25 protein-coding genes, 1 tRNA gene and 3 pseudogenes are annotated in these 22802 nt (G+C 66.4%); 10 read left to right on the top strand and 19 right to left on the bottom strand.

Features of this window, described 5'->3' with window-relative positions:
* Window positions 1-6 precede the first annotated feature (6 nt).
* Window positions 7-558, bottom strand: coding sequence for a dihydrofolate reductase family protein (locus tag PIB19_RS12510; RefSeq protein ID WP_271237626.1), 552 nt, complete (start codon window positions 556-558; stop codon window positions 7-9).
* Window positions 559-604: 46 nt separating this feature from the next.
* Here PIB19_RS12510 and PIB19_RS12505 point away from each other — a divergent pair, with 46 nt between their 5' ends.
* Window positions 605-1018, top strand: a complete 414-nt coding sequence (locus tag PIB19_RS12505; RefSeq protein WP_271237625.1) for a hypothetical protein — start codon at window positions 605-607, stop codon at window positions 1016-1018.
* A gap of 413 nt (window positions 1019-1431) precedes the next feature.
* Here the strand turns inward: PIB19_RS12505 and PIB19_RS12500 are convergent.
* A tRNA-Lys gene (locus PIB19_RS12500) sits at window positions 1432-1507 on the bottom strand.
* Window positions 1508-1605: 98 nt separating this feature from the next.
* Here PIB19_RS12500 and xth point away from each other — a divergent pair.
* Window positions 1606-2379 carry an exodeoxyribonuclease III gene (gene xth / locus PIB19_RS12495; RefSeq protein ID WP_271237624.1) on the top strand — a complete coding sequence of 258 codons (774 nt, stop codon included), beginning with the start codon at window positions 1606-1608 and terminating at the stop codon, window positions 2377-2379.
* A 392-nt stretch (window positions 2380-2771) separates the two neighbouring features.
* Here xth and PIB19_RS12490 read toward each other — a convergent pair whose 3' ends face one another.
* The 5 genes and pseudogenes from PIB19_RS12490 to PIB19_RS12475 form a co-directional block, all read right to left on the bottom strand.
* Window positions 2772-3221: a hypothetical protein gene (locus PIB19_RS12490; protein WP_271237623.1), complete on the bottom strand. Its 450-nt coding sequence runs from the start codon at window positions 3219-3221 to the stop codon at window positions 2772-2774.
* A 1-nt stretch (window position 3222) separates the two neighbouring features.
* Complete coding sequence (locus PIB19_RS23690; protein WP_443018609.1) at window positions 3223-3489, bottom strand: hypothetical protein; 267 nt, start codon at window positions 3487-3489, stop codon at window positions 3223-3225.
* 85 nt (window positions 3490-3574) lie between these two features.
* A complete protein-coding gene (locus PIB19_RS12480; protein ID WP_271237622.1) occupies window positions 3575-4567 on the bottom strand; it encodes a type II toxin-antitoxin system HipA family toxin in 993 nt (330 codons plus the stop codon).
* Window positions 4568-4611: 44 nt separating this feature from the next.
* Window positions 4612-4749: pseudogene (locus tag PIB19_RS23685) on the bottom strand (hypothetical protein); the annotation flags it as partial.
* Between the two features lie 66 nt (window positions 4750-4815).
* Complete coding sequence (locus PIB19_RS12475) at window positions 4816-5136, bottom strand: hypothetical protein (RefSeq protein WP_271237621.1); 321 nt, start codon at window positions 5134-5136, stop codon at window positions 4816-4818.
* Window positions 5137-5340: 204 nt separating this feature from the next.
* On the opposite strand from PIB19_RS12475, the gene PIB19_RS12470 reads away from it, so the two are divergent.
* The gene (locus PIB19_RS12470) at window positions 5341-5604 is read left to right on the top strand and encodes a hypothetical protein (protein WP_271237620.1); all 264 of its coding nucleotides are present in this window, start codon (window positions 5341-5343) and stop codon (window positions 5602-5604) included.
* A gap of 163 nt (window positions 5605-5767) precedes the next feature.
* Here PIB19_RS12470 and PIB19_RS12465 read toward each other — a convergent pair whose 3' ends face one another.
* The 7 genes and pseudogenes from PIB19_RS12465 to PIB19_RS12435 form a co-directional block, all read right to left on the bottom strand.
* Window positions 5768-6529, bottom strand: coding sequence for a SagB/ThcOx family dehydrogenase (locus PIB19_RS12465; protein WP_271237619.1), 762 nt, complete (start codon window positions 6527-6529; stop codon window positions 5768-5770).
* Window positions 6526-7757, bottom strand: a pseudogene (locus tag PIB19_RS12460) (YcaO-like family protein). Before PIB19_RS12460 ends, PIB19_RS12465 begins: the two are co-directional and overlap by 4 nt.
* A gap of 32 nt (window positions 7758-7789) precedes the next feature.
* Window positions 7790-8806 carry a TOMM precursor leader peptide-binding protein gene (locus tag PIB19_RS12455; protein WP_271237618.1) on the bottom strand — a complete coding sequence of 339 codons (1017 nt, stop codon included), beginning with the start codon at window positions 8804-8806 and terminating at the stop codon, window positions 7790-7792.
* A gap of 1 nt (window position 8807) precedes the next feature.
* Window positions 8808-9758 (bottom strand): hypothetical protein, encoded by a 951-nt coding sequence (locus PIB19_RS12450; RefSeq protein WP_271237617.1) that lies wholly within the window; start codon window positions 9756-9758, stop codon window positions 8808-8810.
* A 77-nt stretch (window positions 9759-9835) separates the two neighbouring features.
* Window positions 9836-10225 carry a hypothetical protein gene (locus PIB19_RS12445; protein ID WP_271237616.1) on the bottom strand — a complete coding sequence of 130 codons (390 nt, stop codon included), beginning with the start codon at window positions 10223-10225 and terminating at the stop codon, window positions 9836-9838.
* Between the two features lie 224 nt (window positions 10226-10449).
* Window positions 10450-10881: a hypothetical protein gene (locus PIB19_RS12440; protein ID WP_271237615.1), complete on the bottom strand. Its 432-nt coding sequence runs from the start codon at window positions 10879-10881 to the stop codon at window positions 10450-10452.
* 161 nt (window positions 10882-11042) lie between these two features.
* Window positions 11043-11249 (bottom strand): hypothetical protein, encoded by a 207-nt coding sequence (locus tag PIB19_RS12435; RefSeq protein ID WP_271237614.1) that lies wholly within the window; start codon window positions 11247-11249, stop codon window positions 11043-11045.
* Between the two features lie 146 nt (window positions 11250-11395).
* Between PIB19_RS12435 and PIB19_RS23680 the strand changes: the two are divergent.
* The 5 genes and pseudogenes from PIB19_RS23680 to PIB19_RS12415 all read left to right on the top strand — a co-directional run.
* Window positions 11396-11914, top strand: a pseudogene (locus PIB19_RS23680) (hypothetical protein); the annotation flags it as partial.
* Between the two features lie 56 nt (window positions 11915-11970).
* Window positions 11971-12423, top strand: a complete 453-nt coding sequence (locus PIB19_RS23675; RefSeq protein WP_443018747.1) for a helix-turn-helix domain-containing protein — start codon at window positions 11971-11973, stop codon at window positions 12421-12423.
* Between the two features lie 103 nt (window positions 12424-12526).
* Window positions 12527-14830 carry a TonB-dependent receptor gene (locus PIB19_RS12425; RefSeq protein ID WP_271237612.1) on the top strand — a complete coding sequence of 768 codons (2304 nt, stop codon included), beginning with the start codon at window positions 12527-12529 and terminating at the stop codon, window positions 14828-14830.
* Window positions 14831-14841: 11 nt separating this feature from the next.
* Window positions 14842-15825: an alpha/beta hydrolase gene (locus tag PIB19_RS12420; protein WP_271237611.1), complete on the top strand. Its 984-nt coding sequence runs from the start codon at window positions 14842-14844 to the stop codon at window positions 15823-15825.
* Window positions 15822-16679, top strand: a complete 858-nt coding sequence (locus PIB19_RS12415) for a helix-turn-helix transcriptional regulator (RefSeq protein ID WP_271237610.1) — start codon at window positions 15822-15824, stop codon at window positions 16677-16679. The genes PIB19_RS12420 and PIB19_RS12415 overlap by 4 nt, the downstream gene beginning before the upstream one ends.
* Window positions 16680-16701: 22 nt before the next feature.
* Here PIB19_RS12415 and PIB19_RS12410 read toward each other — a convergent pair whose 3' ends face one another.
* From PIB19_RS12410 to PIB19_RS12400, 3 genes are all read right to left on the bottom strand, one after another.
* Window positions 16702-16905 carry a hypothetical protein gene (locus PIB19_RS12410; RefSeq protein WP_271237609.1) on the bottom strand — a complete coding sequence of 68 codons (204 nt, stop codon included), beginning with the start codon at window positions 16903-16905 and terminating at the stop codon, window positions 16702-16704.
* A 396-nt stretch (window positions 16906-17301) separates the two neighbouring features.
* Window positions 17302-18762 carry a carotenoid oxygenase family protein gene (locus tag PIB19_RS12405; protein WP_271237608.1) on the bottom strand — a complete coding sequence of 487 codons (1461 nt, stop codon included), beginning with the start codon at window positions 18760-18762 and terminating at the stop codon, window positions 17302-17304.
* Window positions 18763-18774: 12 nt separating this feature from the next.
* Window positions 18775-19125: a DUF2141 domain-containing protein gene (locus PIB19_RS12400; RefSeq protein WP_271237607.1), complete on the bottom strand. Its 351-nt coding sequence runs from the start codon at window positions 19123-19125 to the stop codon at window positions 18775-18777.
* Between the two features lie 167 nt (window positions 19126-19292).
* Between PIB19_RS12400 and PIB19_RS12395 the strand changes: the two genes are divergently transcribed.
* Together PIB19_RS12395 and PIB19_RS12390 are read left to right on the top strand one after the other, a co-directional pair.
* Window positions 19293-20096: a LytTR family DNA-binding domain-containing protein gene (locus PIB19_RS12395; RefSeq protein WP_271237606.1), complete on the top strand. Its 804-nt coding sequence runs from the start codon at window positions 19293-19295 to the stop codon at window positions 20094-20096.
* 100 nt (window positions 20097-20196) lie between these two features.
* Window positions 20197-20868, top strand: a complete 672-nt coding sequence (locus PIB19_RS12390) for a carboxymuconolactone decarboxylase family protein (protein ID WP_271237605.1) — start codon at window positions 20197-20199, stop codon at window positions 20866-20868.
* Between the two features lie 131 nt (window positions 20869-20999).
* Here the strand turns inward: PIB19_RS12390 and PIB19_RS12385 are convergent, their stop codons facing one another.
* Entirely contained in the window at window positions 21000-22070 is a 1071-nt protein-coding gene (locus PIB19_RS12385) for a thiamine pyrophosphate-dependent enzyme (RefSeq protein WP_271237604.1), read from the bottom strand.
* The gene (locus PIB19_RS12380) at window positions 21997-22722 is read right to left on the bottom strand and encodes a thiamine pyrophosphate-binding protein (RefSeq protein ID WP_271237603.1); all 726 of its coding nucleotides are present in this window, start codon (window positions 22720-22722) and stop codon (window positions 21997-21999) included. Before PIB19_RS12380 ends, PIB19_RS12385 begins: the two co-directional genes overlap by 74 nt.
* Window positions 22723-22802 lie beyond the last annotated feature (80 nt).

The following is a 22802-nucleotide window of genomic DNA, read 5'->3' as shown; positions in this document are numbered from 1 at the left end:
TCGCCTTCAGAGAGGCGCAGGAGCGATGTTTCGATCAAAGGCATAATGGAGGCGCACACAGCCGCGATCGAGAGCCTCGGCGGACAGCAGCCGCGGGTGCGCGCGGACCCCGGTTGCGGGGAATAAAGGGCGTCCGCCGCCGATCAGGTCCGGCATGACGTAGATCTCGATCTCGTCCAGCGCGCCTCGCTCGATAAAAGCCATCTGCAACTGCCCGCCACCGAGGATCCAGACGTCACCGTCGCTCAGTGCCCGGAGTTCTTCGACAAGCGCATCCACGTCGGTTCGAACTGCGAGCGGGCCCTTCGGGGTGACGATGGGTTGCGAGGTAACCACGAGGACACGCTGGTCTCCATACGCCCATGGCGCATCGTCATTCTCGAGGAAGTCGTAGGTACCGCGCCCCATGACCACGGTCCTGATACGCTGAAGAAAGACGCGATAGTCGTGCTCGCCGAGGTCCAGCCCTTCATGCGCGAACAGCCAGTCAAGGCGATCATCCGCGGTCGCAATATATCCATCGAGGCTGGTCGCTATATAACCCAGGATACTCGCCACCCAACATCTCCTTGCACATAAACGAACGATCATTTATAAATTTGACATGGGAAGAAGCAAGACCGTTTCGGACGTCGCACTGCTCGACCTGTTGCTGCCGGCGTTGCGGGGCGATGGGCCGGCCGGGCTGACCTTTTCGAAGGCATCGAACGCGGCGGGGCTGTCGCCCGCAAGTCTCGTCCAGCGGTTTGGAACGCGCGATGCGATGATCGCCGCGGTGCTGTCGCATGCATGGGATAGCCTGACCGCGACGACGGCGACGCTCGATGCGGAGCTGCCGCCGACCCCGCAGGGAGCTATCGAACTGCTGCTGCGACTGCTCCCCGGAGACGAGGCGGACTATGCGGTTGGCGACGGGCTGATGCTGTTGCGCGAGGACCTCCGCAACACGGTGCTGCGCGCGCGGGGGCGGCTTGGGGGTATCGCTCGCGACGGCGCTCGGGCGACGCCTTGCCAATGAACATGCCGAGGCGCAGCGGCTGGGATGGCAAATGGCCAGCATCTGGCAGGGTGCGCTCATCTGGTGGGCGTTCACGCGCGGCACCCGGGTTGAGGATGCCGTCGCGCGCAGTCTGGAAGGTTGGTGCCGGAGTGTCGGCGTGCTCCCTGACGCGTAAAGGGCGTTAGCGGTTTGGTCATGTGGCGGCCACACCGAGCGCTCCGAACGGCGGCTATCGCTCCCTTCGCCTCCAAAGCGGCCGTTCCGCAAACGGCCAAGTGCAGACGCCTGCGGTGGAGAAGCGCGGTTGCCTACTGCAATGGTGCCAAAATGCGGACCTTGAACCAAGGCGATTCGCGAGAGCAACTCTCCCGTCGATGACACTCCTTGCCCAATAATGACAATGCCAGCTTGGGCTAGTGGCGGTTTTCGAGTGGTGGGTCCGCCGGGATTCGAACCCGGGACCTCTCGATTAAAAGTCGCTTGCTCTACCAACTGAGCTACGGACCCACATTGCCGCCCCTAGGCGCGGGTGCCGGACGGGTCAACCGAGGTAATGGGAACCCTTTGCACGCCGCGTGCCTTTGTCGAGGCGAGGAGGACGCGGCGTGCGGATAGCGACCTACAATGTGAACGGCGTCAACGGTCGGCTACCCGTGCTGCTGCGCTGGCTGGCGGAGACCGCCCCCGACATCGTGTGTCTCCAGGAACTCAAGGCGCCTGACGAGAAATTCCCGGAAAGCGCGATCCGCGACGCCGGCTATGGCGCGATCTGGCATGGGCAGAAGAGCTGGAACGGCGTGGCGATCCTCGCGCGAGGCTGCGATCCGGTCGAGACGCGACGCGGGCTGCCCGGCGATCCCGACGACAGCCACAGCCGCTATATCGAGGCGGCGATCGGCGGCGTGCTGGTGGGCGGACTCTATCTGCCCAACGGCAATCCGCAGCCGGGACCCAAATTCGACTATAAGCTCAGATGGTTCGAGCGGCTGATCGCGCATGCCGCGACGCTGATCGACATGGAGGCGCCGGTGGTGATCGCGGGCGACTACAACGTCATGCCCACCGACCGCGACGTATACAAACCCGAGCGCTGGCTCGATGACGCGCTGTTCGCCCACGAGGTTCGCGCAGCCTTTTTCCGGCTGCTCGATCAAGGCTGGACCGATGCGTTGCGCACGCGGCACCCCGACGAGACGATCTACACCTTTTGGGACTATTTCCGGAACGCCTATTCGCGCAACGCCGGGCTGCGCATCGATCATCTGCTGCTCAATGCCCCGGCCGCGAGGAAATTGAGGGCCGCGGATGTCGACGCCCATGTCCGCGGCTGGGAGAAGACCAGCGATCACGCGCCGGTCTGGGTGGAACTGGATTTATAGGCGTCAGACCCGCAAATAGCGGAAATACCAGACCTCAACAGCAAAAGTGATTAAACGCTTGATTTAAACGCATAAAATATCAAGAAAATGTGCGATTTTTCTGGAAAGTAATCACGAGATAATCACCGTTTCGCAAGCCTCACCTTGAATGGCAGCTATGCGCCCAATTTGTGACATTCAGGCCTGCGTCTCTTTCCTCAAAACCAGTCGTCGAAAGTTGTGGCCTGTCGTTTGTCGAACTGGCGCGTCCCGGCTTACTCGCTCGTCGATTTGTGAACCGGGCCACAGCATTGCCGTGGCCCGGGGCAGCTCATTCGGCAGGCGGTTTAGGCAAAGGAACGTCGGGCGGAGGCGACGCATTTTGCTCGTCATGCGCACCTGCAATGTCGCAATTAACCCGCGGCGCCCACGCGATCCAGTCTGCCGACGGCCGGCGGTGGACCGTCGGGGTGCGGCCGACCGGGACCACCCGAACCACGCGGCGGTCCGCCGACCAGGCCCGTCGCACTCACCCGCCCCTCCGGTCCAACCAGATAAGACGCGTGGAGCTGGCCATTCTCGAAGCGTCCCTGAACGGTGACGTCCTGACCGACGCCGGAGCTTGCATCGGCCCCTCGGCCCGCATCGATCATCGTCCGTCCAGTCTGATCCTGAAGCACAAAGCTGTCTCCATAGACTTCCACAACCCGGCCCCGCACCGTCACGATGCCGCTGCTGACTGGCAGCTTGGCGACCGCCGTAGCGACAGTCGGCGCCATCTCGATCGCCGGCCGGGTCGACGAAACTGCGCCCGCGCCACCGGCCGCGCCCAGCGTCAGCAACAGAGCGGATCCGATACCCAACTTACTGCGCTGCGAAAACTGCGACATTCTGTCCTTCAAGATCGTCATCTTCTCCTTCGCGTGTCGATGGAGAAATCTCTACTGAGGCATCACCCACAGCCCGCTGAACCCGTGTGTTCAGTTTCGGTTTAAGCGGAAGAGGTAGCCGACCGGCATGCGCATTCTGCTCGTAGAGGACGATCCCGATCTGGGGCCCGCCATCGCGCACGCGCTGCGGCAGGAGAATTGCGCGGTCGATCTGGTCGCGAACGGGATCGATGCCGGGCACCGCCCCCGATCGTTGGTTGAAAGATAGCTGTCGCACCGCAAGGAGAGGGTGTGGGTCACGAGCGCGCCGCTCGCCATCCGCCGGGTCAGGCGATCGCCTTCGCCAAATCCTCATGCTCGAAGGCGCTGGCCATCCGCTCGACCTGCTCGCCGGTGAGGCCATTGTCGGCAGCCACGTCGCGCCAGGCGAGCACCGCCACCCCGACTTCGGCGGCGATGGTACGTGCCGCGCCCGGCTTCAGACCGAACTGCCCGGCGACCGCCATGGCGGTGTCGATCGAGCTCGCATCATCCGCTTCGTCCAGCGTCAGCGCATGATGGCGCGGCTTCACGTCGACCGGCATCGGGTTGAGATCATAGGCCGGCGCCAAGAGCCATCCGCCTGCGTCGCGCAGATATCCATGGTTGCGCAGGTGATCGTCGGTGTTGGAGATCAGCACGTTGAAGACCATACGGCGCCAGAGCTGCGCTGCGTCGCGCTCGGGCGCCGCGCCATCGGTGCGGAGCACGTCGAGCAGTTCCAGATAGCTGCGCACGTCGCCGTCGGATGCCCCAAGCGCGGTCAGCGCCGAGATGAAGGGAATGCGCCGGCCGGCATCGTCCCGATCGAATCGGCGCATGACGAAGACGGGACGGTTCTGGACCTTGTGGAGCGCGAAATCGGGCACGTCGATGCCGGCGGCTCGCGCCAGGGTCATCGCCGTCGCCTCCCAGCGCGGCACCGGCCAATCGTCGGTCGGGCTCGGGAACTTTGCGATCGTCAAATGCCCGCCCGCGTCGATCACCGCCGCCTTGGGGCGGGCGCCGCCGAGCGACGCTCCGGGCGCCAGGACGAGACGAAGATCGTCGTCGCTCTCCTTGTCGTTGAGGATGCGGGTCGTGGCGGAGAGGAGCCTGCCGAGATTGATGATCGGCGGGATGGCCTGCCCGGATTCCGCGAGGAAATGCTCACCGGCTTCGGAGAAGCGCAAAGCGCCCAGGCGGTTCCTGTCCTCGACCAGTGTGAGATAGTCGATATCCAGCAGCGTCCTGGCGGGCCGGCTTTCCGCCTTGGCCCGCTTGCGCTCGCGGCGCAGCAAAGGTTGCGGCCCCAGCGGTCGGGCGCCGGATCGGTGAAGGCGTTGAACAGGGCCTCGATATGAAAGGTGCCTGCCGTGAGCGGCAGCATCGGATCGAGCGCGAAGGCGTGAGGATGTCCCCGCCAGCTATCCGCATATTCGAAGCTGGAGGTTTCCTTGTTGCCCCTGGAGCGCGCCCACAGGCGGCCGACGTGCAGGGTTTCCCCTGCCAGTCGATATGGACGTCGAGTGTGCGTTCCATCGCAGCCTCAGGACCTGCTACGCGCGCGCTGGGGCAGCCGCTCGGCCTCGAGGGACAGCCCGACGGCGTCGCTGAGTGGGTCGGCCAGGTCGCCGAGGCGCTCTGCCAGTCCGAGCACGAAGAGGACGGTGGCATAGATGCCGAGGGCGACCGCGGGATCTCCTCGCTCCACGCGGGTGAGCGTGTTGCGGCTGATAAAGGCGCGCTCTGCGACGATCGTCATCGTCAGGCGCCGGCGTTTGCGCGCAACCTGGATGTCGCCGCCGAGCTTGCGCAGCGCCTTTCGTACCGCAAGCGGCAGGGCATTTTGGGACTGGGAGCTTCTCATGGTCGCACCATAACTCGTGCATTAGCAGATTTAGTGCTCAACTTATAGTGCAAACATATAATTCGACAAGTCTCCTGGAATCTTTCTATGCATCATAGCTGACGCACTAACCGCGATAATGCACAAGATATGATGCAATGTGAGGGTCGCCGTGATCGTCGCCATATGGTCGGACTTCCTGGGCGACTGCGCGCAGTTCCCCGCGTGAGCGACGTCATCAACAGCCGCCAATATTATGTTCCCAACCTCGACGGGCGCGGGCTGGAGCGCGCGATCCGCGAGCCGGCGGCGATGTACGGGTCGAGAAGGAAGCCCGAGCTGGTCGTGCGGCTGATGCCCGCGGGAGAAATCGCAAAAAGGAACAGCGACGTCACGCGCCATCGGGATGCCACGAATCCGGCGAAGCCGGCTGAAGCGGCCTCCGCCAGCCGGCTCCATGGGCCCAAATCGGTCGCAGTGCCGGCCTGATCCGGAAGCTGCTTGCCGGGCGCCTGTCCGCCGACGGCAAGCCGATCCCGTTGATCGCGGACCGGCGGCCAGAACGCGATGATCGTCGATTCCTCCGTATCCGCCGAACAGGGCGGTCGCCGGCGTGATCGCATCGGCTTTCGTGGTCTGTAAGATTGTCTATCTAACCGCCGCAGGTTGAGCCGCGACCGACGGCGACGGCGTAGACGGCGCCCGCCTGAAGACCGTCGAGACCGAGCCAGTCGTCGAGATCGCGATCGAAGAAGCCCCCGAGCGGAGCTGCGGCAAGGCCCAGCGCTTCAGCGGCGATGATCAGGGCCTGGGCCAGATGGCCCGCCTCCAGGAGAACGAAGCGATAGCCGCGCTCGCCATATTTGAACGTCGACCGCTCGAATATGCCGGCGATCAGGAACACGGCCCTTGCCTGCGTAATCAGGGTCGGATCGACGAAGCAGGTGGCGAGGCCTTTGGCCGCGTCGCCCGCTTTGAGCACCGCCAGCCGGCTGTCGATCGGATCAAAGTGCAGCAGGCGTGCCGGTGCCGTTTCCGATGCCGGCAGGGCGATGAACAGCTCCAGCGGAAACAGCGCCCCCGCCGAGGGAATCGCCCGTAATGGGCGCCGCTGCGCCGGCAAGGTCACGGCCGCGGACGCCGACAACAGCGCCGCAAGATCGGCCAGGTCGAGCGCTTCGGACCCGAAGGCGCGTGCGGTGCGGCGGCGCGCCACCACGGCCTGCAACGCCGCCGGCAGCGCCGTCGCGGGCGGCAGATCCAGTTGCGGACAGGCCGAGAAGCGCAAGCCCGGGCGCTCGGCCGACATACGTGCGGTCACGGTGGCGTCGTCCGGGCGCGGTGTGAAACGCTCGAGCTTGGCGTTCTCATGGAACAGCCGCCAGGCGCTCGGATCCTCCTCCTCGTCGCTCATGGGAAGGGATGCGGCGGTGCATAAGCCTCGCCGCCTCCAAGCGCCCGCGCCAGGCGGACGCCGCCCAGAGGGCGCAGCTGGCCGCCGATGGTCAGGGGCTGGTAGCCGGGGGCGACGGCGCGACACACGTAATAGCCGAGGGAGGCGAGATCAGGTGGGGTGAGGTCGGCGGCATAGGTCACATGGCCCGTGGCGCGGATCGCCGCTCCCAACGCCTCGGCTAGGTCGCCGTCGCCGGCTGACCCGGCATCCGCGATCAGGTCGAGTGGCGGATCGGCCTGTGGCGCGCCGTCGAGAAACGGCGCGCAGACCCGGCGCCAGGCCGGCGAGGCGGCCAGCCAGACATGGTCGGCCTGGGTGTAGACGGCGTGAGGATCGAAGTCCGCCGGCGCCGGCCCGCGCGCCTCCAGCAAGATGGCCTGATAGCGCTGGGTGTGGGCCGCCTCCTCCAGCGCCTTGACCATCGCCCGCTCGGTGCGCGGCTCGGACGCTGCGGCGAAGGTCAGCACCGGTCGCGGCGCCTGGCCTTCGATGACGGCCATGACGCAGGGCACATGATTGTCCTGGGTCAGGTCGAACAGGCTCGCTTCGTAACCCGCCGCCTCGAAGCGCCTGATCAGGTCGACCACCGATGGCGGCAGGCGCCGAGGGTCGAGGCGCGGCGGTGCGCACTGGGTGAGCCAGGCGAGCATGAAAGCGTCGCGCTCGATCACCTCGCACAGGGCGTTGACCAGGGCTGCCTCGCGGCTGCGATGACTGGCCAGACCGGTCGAAATCGACTGGATCACCTGGACTTCGCCGCGCTCTACCTGGGCGTGATAGGGGCCCATATTGAGGCCGCGGGCAGCCAACTCGGCTCGCCGGTGGCCAGATCGACGGCAGCCGTCCAGGCAATCGGCGTGCCGGCGTCGAAAGGCCGGAACGGGAAATCGGGTTCGGCGTGCTGCGCCGGAATGAAGAGGGCGAAGTCGGCCGGATTCGCGACGGGAAACGACGCCGCCGCCGCAGGCGTCACTGGCAGGGCGAGCGGATCATAGAGGGCCGAGGCGTAGCGCTCGACCGCCTCGCCGATCGCCTTGGCCCGCGCCCGCTCGCGGCTGACCGAGGCGCCGCCGCAGAACCGGAAGTTGGCGGGTGCCGAAAAGGCCCGGGTGTCGCAGGCCGGAGCGATGATGTGGACAAAGCGCGGTTCGCTCGGGGCAAGCGCCTCGTCTCGGACGCCTGGCACGATGCCGAGGCGAGGATCGGTCAGGGCGTCGCTCACGGCAAGCCGTCCCCGTCCTGGCGCAGGGTTGGGGCCAGCCGCCCCGGACCGCAGACCGGGCAGAACGGCGCCTTGAGCAGCGGCCGGCGCGCGAGGCTGGTCTCGTGCAGGTCGTAATGCAGTACGCCATTGAGCGTGCGCGGGGCGAGGCCGCCGGCTGCGCGGTTGACGTCGATCGCGGCGGCCTGACCGAGCAAGCCGGCCATGGCGGGCAGGTGGCCGGCGGCATAGGGACCGGCCTGGCTCTGGCGCTCGGCCGTCGGCGGCGGCGGCCCCTCGACCGAGGACCACCGCCGCCACAGGCACTCGAAACAGGCGCTGCGGCCAGGCTGCACCCAGGGCCCGACCAGACCATGGTTGTCGTCGAACAGCACCGGCAGGAACGGCAGCGCTTCGGAGATGCAGAAGGCGTTCCAGCCGCGCAACGCCTCGACGGCGCCCGCGTCGGAGCAGACGACCAGCAGATCAATGTCGCCGGGGGCGTCGGCAAAGGCTTCGAAATCCTCCGCCTCGGCGGTGCCTTGCAGATTGCGCAGCGCCGGATGATCGATCCATCTCGCCGCCGAGAAGCCCGCCCGCCGCAAGCCCGCCCACAGCGCTTCGCCGATCGCATTGACGCCCAGCACTGTCGCCCGAAAGGTCGAAACGCCGTCGCGCGCCGCCTGGGCGTGCCGCCCCTGATCCCACCAGAACACCGACTCCGCGGCGTCCAGCCCGACGCCCTCGATCCGTTCTGCCGCGTCCGCCTGGACCAGCAGGCCGCGGCTGACCAGCAGTTCGGCCAGCGCGAGCGCCGCCCCGTCCTGCGGCCGATCGAGGCGGGTGACGATGTCCTCGAGCGCGGCCCCGCCCTTCGCGGTCAGGGCCTGCAGCTGCGCCCAGGCGGCCACGGCCTCGGGCGCCTCGAAAGTCAGGCGGGTTCGGCCGCGCACGATCAGCAGCCGGTCGGTGGCGATCTCCGCCGCGTGCACCCCAAGCAGCTTCAACGGCCGGGGCGCATCCTCGTCCGCCACGTCAGGCGGGGACGAACAGCCGGGCGCCGAAGCCGCCGTCCATGTCCCAGGCGGGCTCGGAAACGATCCGGTTGGCGGCGCAGCAGCAACCGCCCCCGCCGGCGACGTCGGCGTCGGTGCTCCTCGCATCGGCCTTGACCTGCCTGTCGGCCGCCTTTTCCATCTGCTTGAAACGCGTGCGGATGGCGCGTTCCAGGCCACCGCCGGACGCCGGCTGCTTGCCGTCGCTGAAAATTCCGAGACAGAGCCTGTCGATGGCCGAGGCGCTCACCCGATAGTTGTAACCCTTGGCGACGCGCTCGGCGACAATGGCGTTGGCGCCGCTGCGGCACTCAGGCGCCCAGGCGACATAGCGGGGATCTCGAAGCGGATCGGCGGTGGCCAGCTTCCGATCGGCCTCCCGCTCCATCCTGGTGAAGACGGCGCGAATGGCCCCGTCGAGCGCCGCGCCCGTCACCGGCCTGGCGCCGTCGCCATAAACCTGCCCACAGATTTGATCCACGCCTCCGGCGCCGATCGTGTAGCCGTAGCCCGCCTTCCGCCTTTCGGCGACGATCCTGTTGGTGTCCGTGCGGCACTGCGGGAGCCATCCGTTGAATCGTCGATCGGCGAGCGGGGCGGCGCTGGCCCGCTCTTGCGGCGTGGGATTGGCCTTGTCGCTTTCTTCAAACACCATACGAAGCAATTGCAGACGGTCGGCGTCACCGACCGCTCCCGCCTGCGTGTAGAGTTTCTCGCAAAGGTCGTTGAGGGCGGCGTCGGTGAGGTTGTAGCTATGCCCGGCGCGCCTCCGTTCGGCGATCACCATCACGAGGTCCTTCTTGCAGCCGGCGACCCATGGCGACCGCGCGCGCAGCGGCGCTGACCCCGCGCGCCCGGCCGGCGTCACCGTCGCGGCCTTCGACTTCGACGTCTGGGCGTCGGCGGGCCCGGCCATGACGGCGACGCTCACGGCGCAGCCGAGGGCCATGGCCCTGAGGTGCTCACGCCCCGCCGGGGAGATCGATCGTCCGGACGCGTCCGAGGGTTTCATTTCTTTTTCGCCCGGGCGTCGTTCATCTGTGTGCGCAGACCCTCGACGAGCGTCAGGCAGTCCTTAATCGCCGCCTGAATTTCAGTCTCGCTGTGCGGCGGCCGGATCATCGCCGCACCGTCCGCCACGGCCCTGGCGCGCTGATCCTTGGTCAGCTTGGCCTCGTCGGCGATCATGCCGCCGATGCCGCCGGCGAACTCCGCGTAGGCGGCCGTCTGCTCGTTCATTTGCCGATTGGCGATCTTGGGCAAGCTGCCAAGCGTACCGTTACACCGCAGCAGCGCGACGGCCATTTGGCCGATCTCGGCCTGCGACGGTTGCTGCGCGGCCGCGGGGGCCGCCGTCGCCAACGCCCCGAGACCCAGGAAAACTGCTCTCAACACCATGGTTCATCCTTTAAATTCGAGTGCATCATGGAGGCTCGTCGGACGCTGCGCGTCACTCGATTGGATGAGCCCCGAGATCAGCTTCTCGCCTCGGCCCCGGTGTTCCCGGTTGCACGGTCCGTCCGCCCGGCCTGGCATTCGGGACGACGCGGTTTGACAAGACTGTCCTCGATGCGGCGTTCGATGCAGGTCCGCTCGGCGAGCACGCGGCTGCCCTGGATCCGCTAGTTCACGAAGCAGCTCGTCGGTGTGCAGGAAGCGACACCCGGCGCCGTATAGGTATCGGTCGCCGGGTCATGATAAATGCGCTGGTTCCTGAGAGGCGCATAGCGGTCGCTCGTCACTCGTCCCGCGGCCTGCTCCGCCTTCAGATCCTCGCCCAGTCGCGTCAGGAATGCGTTGCACGAAGGCGAAAGAGTCCGGTTCAGATCCTGCGTCTCCCGAAAGAGCTCGGCAAAGCCTTCGGTGCTACCGGTGCTCGCGATCCTGACCCCCAAGGCTGCCGCGTGATCCATGGCGACCGCGACACGTGTGGCCTCGGCCGGCGCGCATGCCACCGCGCCTTGCGGCGACACGTCCCGGGCTTTGGACGAAGCTGCAGCGGCCTGGCCGGTATCGTTCGCCGCTTCCGCCGTGCCACCGTGCTCCGCTGCCACCGAACACGCGCCAAAGAGAAGCGGAAGTCCCGCGGCGAAAAGAAACGCAAAGGGCCTGATCATCCGAAGTGCCTCCCGAAGCAGGGGTGGAGACTATCGCATCCCTCCCGGCCGCCGCATCACTCGATCGTATGACAGCCCTTTACCTGCCATATGCTTCGTCAGGCAGGAAGTTCGAGCCGCCGCTGCTGCTGATAGGCGAGCCGCCATTCGCGCAGGTCCTGCAGCATGGCCGCGGCCGCTCCCTCGACCGGATCCGCCTGGCGTGCGAGGCCAAGGTCAGAAGGCTCCAGAGCCGCGACGATGCGCGCGAGATCCCGGGCCGTCGCATTCGAGCGCTCGGCACTACCCCCGAAGCCGCCTTGCATCCTGATGCCGAAGATCGCGGCTCCGAGTGCCGGGAGGCCTGCCGAAAGCACGACGAAGATCGCGCTGTGCTCACGGACTTTCGGTTGCCTTTCCGCTCGAAACTCCAGTGTAGCGCATCGCTCGCTTATTCTGGCATTATCGCCTCATGCGTCTCGCCGTTCGCGCCTCCGAAGTCGCTCCCCTGTGGCGTCTCGCCGTGGATGCCGGCTGCGTCGTCGACGACGGCAAAGAAGACGCGGTCCGCGGCGACATGCCGCTCGACGAATATTTCCAGCTGGTCCAGCAGGTGTCGGTCAAACTGCGCGACGAGAGCTGTCGTTTCTCGAAACGTCCGTTGGCCGCAGGCGCAACCGATTTCGTCATGGACACGCTGGTGACGGCGGAGAGCCTGGAAGAGGCGATGCGCCATGCCGCCCGGGCCTACAACCTCATGCATGGCGGCCACTATAATCGCGTCGAGCGGCGTCGCGACCGGATCGCCTATGTGATCGACGATCGCGATTTCCCCTATGTGTTCGACGCCGATTCCGACGTCGTGCACGCCCTCATGGAAGGAGTCCTCATCTTCCTTCACGCGCTTCTCTCACTCGCCGCCGGTACCGACATCTCGGACTCGCTGCGCACGGTTCGTACCCGGCGAAGAGCGCGGCAGCCTTCCAATGGCCTGCTCGCCTTCTGGACCGTGCCGGTCCGGTACGGCAGCCCTACCTATGTGCTTGAATATGCCCTGCCGATGGCCTCCTTCCCCGTGCGCGGAGACGCTGCCGTCACCGTGCGCGCGGCCGACATTTACGACAATGCCGTGGCGATGATCGCGGCACGCGAACACTCGCTACGGCCCAACGGGTTTCCGGCAAGGGTCGGCACGGCCATTGCCGGGGAGCGCAGGCCCAGTCCGAGGTCGCGCAGAAGCTCGGCGTCAGCACCGCGACGCTGCGCCGCCGACTCGCCGACAGCGATCTCTCGTTCCGCGCGATTCGTGCGCGCGTGCTCGACGAGACGGCATGCGCGCTTCTTGCCGAGCGCAGGCCGGTCGCCGACGTCGCCGACGCACTGGGATTTGCCGATTCCCGAAGCTTCTCGCGCGCGTTCAAGGCGTGGAAGGGTGTCACACCTACCGCGTTCATCGCCGCGATCGAACAAGATCCCCGGCCGGAAGAGCCAATCGCTTGAGCGAATTTGTCCTGCCAGATTGATTCGTCCTGTCGTCGACTCCTCCCGGAGCGCCACTCTATTGTTCCGCGACTGGCCTGAACGATGAACAGGGGGAGAATCGGTGGCGCGCGCAATCAGGCAGGTGCCGACATTTGCACGCAGGGCTCTGGCCATCGTCTGCTGCCCGCCGGCGCTGCTGATCGCATCTCCCGCATTCGCGCAGCAGGATGGCACGGTGGCCCATACCGCCACGGGCCAGGCGAGCGAGGACGATGGGCGCCTTGATGAGATCCTGGTCACTGCGCGGCGGCGCGAGGAAGCGCTGCAGGACGTGCCCGTCGCCGTCAGCGCGTTCAAAGCCGATCGCATCTCCGATCTCCAGGCCAGGGACCTGTCCGGACTGCAATATTCGGTCCCCAATCTTTATCTCGACAAGGGCGATGCCTCGAACGCGGTGATCTTCATCCGCGGCGTCGGGCAGAATGACTCGCTCGCATTCGCGGATCCCGGGGTCGGTGTCTATGTCGACGACGTCTTCATAGCGCGCACCCAGGCGGCCTTTCTCGACCTGTTCGATGTCGATCGGGTCGAGGTGCTGCGGGGCCCGCAGGGTACGCTCTATGGCCGCAACACGATCGGTGGCGCGGTCAAGTTCGTGTCGACACCGCCGCCCAGGGACTTCGAGGCTTATGCCGAAGCGGGAATCGGCAATTACGGCTATTACAATCTGCAGGGTCGGATCGGCGGGCCGATCGCCGGCGATGCGCTGCGCGCCAAGGCCGCATTCACCTTCACCCGGCGCGAGGGCTACAACCACAACGGCTTCGATGGCCGTGACGATGGCGACGTCCGCTCCTTCGCCGGGCGCGGCGCGCTCGCGTTCGAGCCCTCCGATCGGTTCGAGTTGCTGCTGAGCGTCGACGGCAAGATCGACCGGCCCGATACGTCGCGCAGCCCCGTTCTGCAGACCGCCATCACCGGCGCGACGCCGGTCCTGGTCACCTATCCGGCGAGCTTGGACGAGTATCGGGTCGATACCAACGCCAACGGTCTGTCCGACCTGACCGCGTTCGGCACTTCGCTGACCGCGCGGTGGTACGCGAGCGACGCGCTGACGCTCGAATCGATCACCGCTTACCGCTCGATGGAGTTCAACCTCAACCTCGACACCGACGGTTCGCCGCTGCCGATCCTCGACATCCTGCTGAAACAGAAGGAGCATCAGTTCAGCCAGGAACTGCGCCTCACTTATGACGACAAGCGGTTGCTCGCGGTTACCGCCGGTCTCTATTATTTCCACGATCGGGACGATTCATTCTCCGGCGTCGACAATGGCGCCGCGACGATCTTCGGATTCCCCGTCACCGATTTCGGGTTCGCGACCTCGAGCCTCGCCGATACCCTCCAGACGACCGATTCCTACGCGGCCTATGGCGATGCGACGCTCACGCTCTCGCCCAGGCTCAGCGTCAGCGCGGGTTTGCGCTACACTCGGGAGAAGCGCCGGTCGGGCCGCCAGTTCGAGAATTTCTTCGATCCATCCGTCTCGGTCATTCGCGACACGCCGCCGTTCCTTGATGGGGCCGGCGTGCCCGGCGTTCCAGTGCGCGGTGACGCGAGCTTCGACGCGTTCACCCCCAAGGTATCGCTATCGTACAAGCCGGCGGAACACGCGCTGCTCTATGCGTCGGTCGCCCGCGGCTTCAAGAGCGGCGGGTTCGACGGGCGCGCGACCACCGACTTCGGCTTCCAGCCGTTCCGCCCCGAATATGTCTGGAGCTACGAAGGCGGCGCCAAGACCAGCTGGTTCGATGGCCGCCTCGTCGCCAACGCCGCCTTCTTCTACAACAACTACACCGACATCCAGGTGACATCGTTCGGCGCCGACCCGGTCAGCGGGGTGTTCGTCAGCCTGTTCACCAATGCCGCCGCGGCACACAGCTACGGCGCCGAGCTCGAGCTTGCCGCGCAGCCGACGAAGCGGGTGTCGCTGAACGCTTCGGTCGGCTGGCTTCATGCTCGATATGACGAATTCAACATCCTGATCGGCACCGTCGCCTCGGACGTCAGCGATCGGCCGCTGGTCAATTCGCCCGAATGGAATGCCAGCCTCGGCGCAACCTATACGGTGCCGATCAGCGATACTCTCAATGGCGTGGTCCATCTCGATGGCGTCTATCGCAGCCGCACCGCGACCGAGATAACCGCCTCGCCCGCCTTGACCCAAGGTGACTACGCGCTGCTCAACGCCTTTGTCGGCGTCAAGAGCGCGAACAATCGATGGGAGTTGCGGGCGAGCGTCCAGAATCTCACAGACCATGCCGTCCGCACCCAGGGCTTCAACCTCGCCGACTTCCCCGGCGTGCAGGTCAATTTCTTCTCGGCGACGCGTACCTACGATCTGCGCCTGACCTACCGCTATTGAGGAAGCGCTCGATGCTCGACCAGGAAACCATCGCTCTTCTCGACCGGCTGCAGTCGATCAACGAGGAAATGCTCGCCGACCAGCGCTTCACGGGCATGGAAGCGGCACGTGCGTATTCGGCGACGGTGTTCGCGGCCTTTGCCGGACCAGTGGACGACGCGGCGGTAACCTGCACTTCGATCGAAGTGGAGGGCGCTGCCGGCAGGCGATCCGCGCGCAGCTATCGCCCCGCCCAAGCAGGCGACGCGCTGCTGCCGGTCGTTGTCTTCTTCCATGGCGGCGGCTGGTCGGTCGGGGATCTGGACTGCTATGACGAACTGGTTCGGACGCTCGTGGCGCTCAGCGGCGTGCAATTCATCAGCGTCGATTACCGACTGGCGCCAGAGAATCCCTTTCCCGCCGGCCTTGAGGATGCGATCTCGGCGACGCGCTGGATCGCGGCCCAGGGATCCGACCTTGGCATCGATCCGGACCGGCTGGCGGTGATGGGAGACAGCGCCGGAGGCAATCTCGCGGCCTGCGTGACCAATTACGCGACCGGGGAGCTCGGCTTTCCGCAGATCGCCGCACAGTTCCTGATCTATCCGGTGATCGACGTCAGCCGGCCCCATGAGAGCTATCCGTCGCGTATCGCATTCGGCGGCGGCGACTATTTGCTCGCTCGCGAGGCGATCGATGCGACGCGCGACTGGTATCTCGGATCCGGAGACCGCGCCGACGATCCGCGCGTCTCTCCGATTTATGCCGAGGATCTGCGAAAGCTCCCACCCACGCACGTCATGGTCGCCGGCCACGATCCGCTCCGCGACGAGGGAATCGCCTATTACGAGCGATTGAAGGCAGCGGGCGTGGACGCCCATCTCGAGAGGGTCGAGGAGACCATCCACGCTTTTCTCTCCTTCGGCGTGCTCGAAAGTGCGCAACGCGCACGACGCCGGCTTGCTGCGGCCGTCAGCCGTACTTTGGCGCCGAAAGGCAGTGTCTCCCTGCCGTGAAGGAAAACCCCGGGCATTTTGGGATCGGCCGTGCGCGCGGATCGCCGGAACCGCCGGCCTGGAATCCGGATATGCGGCTGAACGCAGCTCCGGTGGATGCTGCAGCAACCCGCCCGTCTGCCCCTGTGTTCGACCCGCAGCAATTGCCCGTCAGGCCGGGCCCTTCGTTCTGGCGAAGTCTCCGGCTGGCGATGACTGCCTTGCGCCACCGCGACGAGGCGCAATCGCTTCGGCTTGTCCTCGTCGCCCTCCCAATGGCTTCCGTGGTGCTCGACCGCTCCGGCCGAGTGCTCGCCACGAACATCTCGGCTGACGTCTTGCTGAAAAGCCGCGACGGTCTGACAGGATGGGCAGGAACGGCGCTTCGGGCCACCATGCCCGGCGAAGTCTCGCGCCTTTCCCGGAGGATTTCGGAAGCCCTGGCGGTTGCGGATGACCGGGCAGCGAAGCTGTCGCGTGCCCTCAGCCTCCAGCGGCCGTCGGGCTTACCGGCGCTACTCCTCATCCTGACGCCTTTAAGGCGCGCACCGAACCCCTGGCAGGACACCTCTGACGAGGAACATCGATTGCTGATCCAGATTATCGACCCGGCCGAGCGGTTGGACGATCGCATCGAGGCGCTCCGCGACGCCTATGGCTTGACCCCGGCCGAGGCGAGGATCGCGGCGCTGATTGCGTCGGGCCTGACCAATCCGGCGGTGGCATTGATGCTGGGCGTGTCGGTCAACACCGTTCGCACGCAGCTCTCGCGTTGCTTCGACAAGACCGGCGTTCATTCGCAAGTAGCCCTGGCGAGGCTGGTTTGCGCCATTCCAAACGCTGACCTGGAATCCGGGGCCGGCACAGGGCAATGAGATCGAAGCCGCCGTCGCCCGGCTAGGTTTTCCGTCCCCAGGTTTGCAGACAGGATTCGAGCATTCTGCCGTTAATCTCCGCGATTGCGGTCCAGTAGCCGGCGGGGTCCCGCGCGAGGCTATCGTATCCCGCCCACCACCAGCCGCACCACATTGCGAGATCGCCGGGATGGGTCAGCATATGACTTGCCTGAGCCGCGGCGATATCCTTCGCGCCCAAATCCATCCGATCCTCCATATGCCGGTCACAAAGTCGCACCCCTCCTGGATAAAGCGGACGCTCCTGTCGTCATCCGATCGGCGGACGCCTTCGGACTTTCGATCCCTTGTAAGTGGGGTCCGATTCTGGCGCAGCCTGTCCGTCATAAGATCACGCGAATGTGCCGTGAGCCTGGCGTGGCGCGCTGGGCCTCTTGCCCAAGATCTCGGCAAGGTCCTTGGCTGGCAACATCTCTTGATATCTCGAACCGTGCACGCCGCCGAATCGCGACAAGGTACCGCCGTCGCCAGGATGGTCCTGCGACACACGCGCGCAGCTTCGCCGGGAGGTTTGCTTGCCGCGAACTGGATGCTGTACGGCAAACCGCCGCGGGGAAACTTCGCGACTTGAGGGCAGTGGGCATCACATCCGCCGGAAGGTCCCATGAAAGCCCACCGGCAGCGCCACATCGGCGCGCCAGCTCGCCACCGGTCCCGCCTCGATATTGCGTGCATCCAGCACGTGCAGCTCGGTCGCCCGCGCGTCGAGATTGACCGTGGTGCCGATCAGCCAGCCTGCATCCTCGGCGTCGCCACGCGGCACGAAGAGGAATTCCTCTACCAGCTGCCGATCGCCGAACGCATAGGTTCGCGCCGTGCCCGATTGCCAGTCGAACAGCCCTACGCCCCGCGCCAGCGGCCGGCCGGCACCATAGAGTCCCGTAAACGCCGTGAACCGCCGCTTCGCGCCCGAGCGCCGCCGGTCGCTCTGCGGAAACTCGGCCTTGATGCCCGTGGGCACCAGCTCCGCCCGGCCATCGGCGTGCAGCGCCACCATCGTCAGATGCGGTGCGGGCATCGGCGAGACCTTGCCGATCAGCAGGTCCCGCGCCTCGTCCACCGCGAAGCTCGGATTTGCCGAGAAGCACCCGTCGAAGCGGATCGTCCCGTCGCTCTCCTCCCAGGCGTCGCCCAGGTGGAAGAAGCTGAACGCCGGCACTTCGAACAGCCGCGTGCTTGAAAGGTCGCCCTTGTCGACGACGAGGATCTGCGTCCCTGTCTCGGGCTGCCATTGGAGCAGGTTGAGATAGGGTGGAGGACCGCCGCCCTGTGTCCAGGGCTGGAGCACGATCACCAGGTGCCGCGCGGTCGCGGTGAAATCATGGATATAGCTTGCGCGCGGCAGCTTGAGCGGGGTCGCCGCGGCTAGGCCACCGTCGGGGTTGAGCTTCCATACCATCGCGCGGCTGCCCGCCAGCCCCAGATTCCACACCGTCCCGTCGGGCTCGACGCGCGGATGCGCCAGGAACGGCATCTGCGCCAGGTCTGGCCGGAAGGTCTTCGGGCCGATCGTCGCGAGCGTGTCCGGATCGAGTCGATAGGCCGATCCGGCTTCCCACAGCGCCCAGAGCTCGCCGCCGGCCAGCATCACGCTGGTATTGGCGGCATTGGCCGAATCCGGACCCGTCACCACTGCGCCGGATCGCGCCGGCGTGCCGAAGCCGGGCAGCAGCATCGAACCGGCCTTGGCCTCCTGCCGCCTCTTGTCGGTATCGACGAAGCGCGCGGCGATGCGCGCCTGGCCGCCCTCGATGCCGAAGCGCCGCACCAGTCCGTCGCCGTCGAACCAGTGCGTGGCGTTGCCGCCCGCCCGTCGGAACTTGGCCGGCCCATTGCGATAGAGCACGCCCTTCAGGTCCGCGGGTGCGCGGCCATGCACGCGCCGCATCGCCGTCGGAGCGATATCCGCCTCGACATCGGCCACGCCCAGCGTCCAGTCGGTTGGCAGCATCGCGGCGAAGGCGCGTTCGGGTGGCAACAGCATCGCGGCTGCCGTCGTGATCCCGACTCCCAGAAGCTGGCGGCGGCTCATCTGCATCGTCATGGTGCCCGTCCTTCAGCGCAGCGTGATCGTCTGGACGGAGCCGGCGGCTCTCATCTCGAACGCGGCATCGGCCCAGGCTGGCGGTCCGCCCGCGCCCATCGCGTCGCGCGAGAAGCCGAACGGCTCGATCGGAATGCCGAAGGGATTGGCGCTCATCTTGCCATCGCCGTCCACGTCCTGGAACACCTTGATGCCGTAACGCCCCGGCGCCAGTCCGGTCAGGCTCGCCTCCACCGCGTCGCCCGCGGCGCTGGCAGTCGCCACGCGCACCGGCCTGCCGCCGCTCCACCCGGCTTCGTCATAGATCGCGATCATCACCATGCCCTGATGCGTGGTCACATGGTCGAAGCGGATCGTCAGCATCGCCTGCTCCGGTCCGGCCAAAGCGGGTAGGGATGCGACGAGCAACGCGGCGGCGAAGAGGACTTGATCATGGTGATCTCCGTTTCGGAAGGTTTCGGTTCGACTGACGCCAGATGATCCGGCTAAGGTCGCTCCGTCATTGCCATTTGCGTGCGCGGGGGATGTGGATGCGTGAGCTGCCGGGAAATGCCATTCGCGAAGCGCGAGCGGCGGCCCCCGTCCCGACCAGCCATCGCCGCGGCTTTGTCGTCGTCACTGTCGCCGCATTCGTGATGACGCTCGCCGGCGCGTTCGGCACCGATGCGCTCGGCCTGCTGCCGCGCCTTGGCTATTGGCTGGTGATCATGGAAGCCGGCGCGATGATCGGTATCGGCACCACCACCGGTATGCGCGGCTGGGGCGGGCTCGCGCATCGCCCCTGGATCGAAGGCGCGGCGATCAGCCTGTTGATCGCCGCGCCGCTCACGCTCGTCGTGCTCGGGACCACTGCCGCCTTTTTCGGCGCCCGCGCGCCGGACATCGCCGGAATCGCCTCGATGTTCGGCATGGTGCTTGCGGTCACCGGCGTGGTCACTGCGATCAACTATGCCACTGCCCGGCCTGCGCTGCCGGTCGCGCCCGCCGCGCCGCCCGTCCCCGATTCCAGTCAACGACGACCGCGCCTAGCCGATCGCCTGCCGCGCCATCTGCGCGACGCGCCGATCTTCGCGTTGCAGGCCGAAGACCATTATCTGCGCATCCACACCGAAGCGGGCTCGGAGCTGGTCCTGATGCGCATGGGCGACGCGATCCCCGAGCTGGAGGGGCAGGAGGGTGCCCGCACGCATCGCAGCTGGTGGGTCGCGCGCGGCGCGATCCGCGACATCGCCCGCAGGGACGGGCGCGCCGAGTTGACGCTTCCCGGCGGCGTGATCGCCCCGGTCAGCCGTTCGGCCTATCCCGAGCTGCGCGATGCAGGCTGGTTCGGCTGAACCGCGACTGCAGCAAGATCGGTCGGACGAAGACGGGCGTTCATTCGCAAATAGCCCTGGTGAGGCTCGTTTGCGCCCTACAACTCGATTTGCTGCGCGAATGACCGACATGATCCGGCCATATGAATGCTGCACTGCACCAATGCCGGTAATTGGTAATCGCCTGCCCGGCCTTCGGTCTCTCCTCGTCTGTCGAAGGAATCCAGATGCGCCTCCCCTGATCTCGCCCGCAGACCTTACTCCTGAACAGAAGCCCCTCTACGAGGATATGCGACAAGGGATTGCCGGCCACTTCAACGCCTTCAAGGTCGAGCGTGAGGACGGCGCCCTGATGGGCCCCTGGAACCCCTGGCTGCACGAGCCCGCCATCGGCAAGGCGATCTGGGATTTTACCCTGGCGATGACCGCCAACGCCGTGCTCCCGGACAATGCCCGGCAGATCGCCATCCTGGTGGTGGGCGCCCGTTATGACGCCGCCTATGAGATCTACGCCCACATCGCGGTGGCCGAACGCGAGGGTATGCCGGCCGAGCGCCTGGCCACCCTGGTCGCCGGCCTCAAGCCCAACGACCTGGCCCCGGAGGAGAGCGTCGCCTTCGACGTCGCCTATGCGCTCAGCGGCGGCGGCGTCCTGCCCGAGCCGCTATATGCCCTGGCGGTCAGGACCTTCGGTCAGCACGGCGCCAACGAACTCATTTACCTGGTCGGCCTCTATGCCCTGGTGTCGGTCACTCTCAACGGTTTCAACGTGCCGGTTCCGGAACGTGAATAGCCCTGCGCGCAAGGCAGCCGCCCCGCGGGAAAGGCTCAAGCCCAGCGCGACCGCCTTCCAGAGCGTGGCCCTGCTGCAAGGTGGCGGCGCACGGGGCGCCTATCAGGCCGGGGTGTACGAGGCACTGCCCGTCAGCGGCCAAGGTTGACCCTGGCCAGGTCGATCAGTTCGGCCGCGCGGCCGTCGAGTACCGCTTTCAGCGCGAAAAGGCCGAACTTGTGGGCCTGGTCCAACGTGGTCCTGGGTGGAATGACCAGTTCCTGACGCGCGCTGACCACGTCGATCAGCGCGGGTCCGTCATGAGCGAACGCTTCCGAGATGCCCGCCTGCAAATCCTGCGCGCGCTCAACCCGGACGCCCTTGATGCCCATCGCCTGCGCCATGGCCGCGAAGTTCGGATTGGCGAGATCGACGGCAGTGTCGAGAAAGCCGCTGGCCTTCATCTCCATCTCGACGAAACCGAGCGTGCCGTTGTTCAGCACGACGACCTTCACCGGCAGCCCCAGCTGCGACAGGCTGATGAAGTCGCCCATCATCATCGAAAACCCGCCATCGCCCGAGAGCGACACGACCTGCCGCTCGGGAAAAGCGGCTTGCGCGCCGATCGCCTGCAACATCGCATTGGCCATCGAGCCGTGGTTGAACGAGCCCAGTAACCGGCGCCGGCCGCCCAATCGCAGGTAGCGGGCCGCCCACACCGTGGGCGTGCCGACGTCGCAGGTGAAGATCGCGTCCGGCGACGCCAGCTCGCTGACGACGCGGGTAACCTGCTGGGGATGGATCTGGCTGCTCTTGTCCGGGATCGCCGCCAGTTGATCCAGGCCCTCGCGCGCTTTGGCGTAATGCGCCAGGGCTGCATCGAGGAAGCGTCGATCGGTCCTGGAAGTCAGCCGCGGCAACAGTGCCCGCAGGGTCTCGCCGACATCGCCCAGCAGACCCAGCGCGATCCGGTGGCGGTTGCCCAGCGCCTCGGGGCTGATGTCGATCTGCACCACCTTCGCCTTGTCGGGATAGAATTGCCGGTAGGGAAAGCCCGAGCCGAGGATCACCAGCGTGTCGCAGTCCTTCATCGCCGCATAGCCGGAGGAAAAGCCGATAAAGCCGGTCATGCCGACGTCATAGGGATTGTCATGCTCGATCGATTCCTTGCCGCGCAGGGCATGGACGATGGGCGCCTTTAGGGCCTCGGCCAGCGCCAGCACCTCGTCGCGCGCCTCCGCACAGCCGATGCCGCAAAGCAGGGTCACGCGCCTCGATCTCGTTCAGCAGGGTGGCGAGCGTGGCGATTTCGCTCGCCGGCGGGATCAGGCGTGCGGCTGCCGGCGCAATCCAGATCGGGGGCTTCGCGTCGAGCGGCTCCAGCGCGACATCGCCCGAGATGACGACCACGGCCACGCCCCGCCGCGCGATCGCCACCCGCATGGCCCGCTCCAGCACCTGCGGCAGCATCGCTGCATGCGAGACCAGCTCGACATAATGGCTGCAGTCGCGAAACAGGCTCTCGGGATGGGTGGCCTGGAAATAATCGATGCCGATCTCGCTGCTGGGAATGTGGGCGGCGATCGCAAGGACCGGCGCTCCGCTGCGCTGGGCGTCGAACAGTCCGTTGATCAGGTGCAGGTTGCCCGGACCGCAGCTTCCCGCGCACACTGCGAGCGCGCCGGTCAGCTGCGCTTCGGCGCCGGCAGCGAAAGCCGCAGCTTCTTCGTGGCGGACATGCGTCCACGCAATCCGGTCGCGCGCGCGTAGCGCATCGGTGAAGCCATTGAGCGAGTCGCCCGCCACGCCGTAGACGCGCTTGACGCCGGCCGCTTCGAGGGTTTCGGCGATGAAGTGAGCGGCGGTGCGAGCCATCGAGGTCCCCCGGTACTGGAGCAAAGCGACATCAGCGTCCGGCCCAGCCTGCGACGCGTCGCCAGCCTTGCCTGTCAATT

The sequence above is a fragment of the Sphingomonas sp. 7/4-4 genome (assembly GCF_027941955.1).
GTDB lineage: Bacteria > Pseudomonadota > Alphaproteobacteria > Sphingomonadales > Sphingomonadaceae > Sphingomonas.
This window is presented reverse-complemented; position numbering and strand designations above follow the sequence as displayed.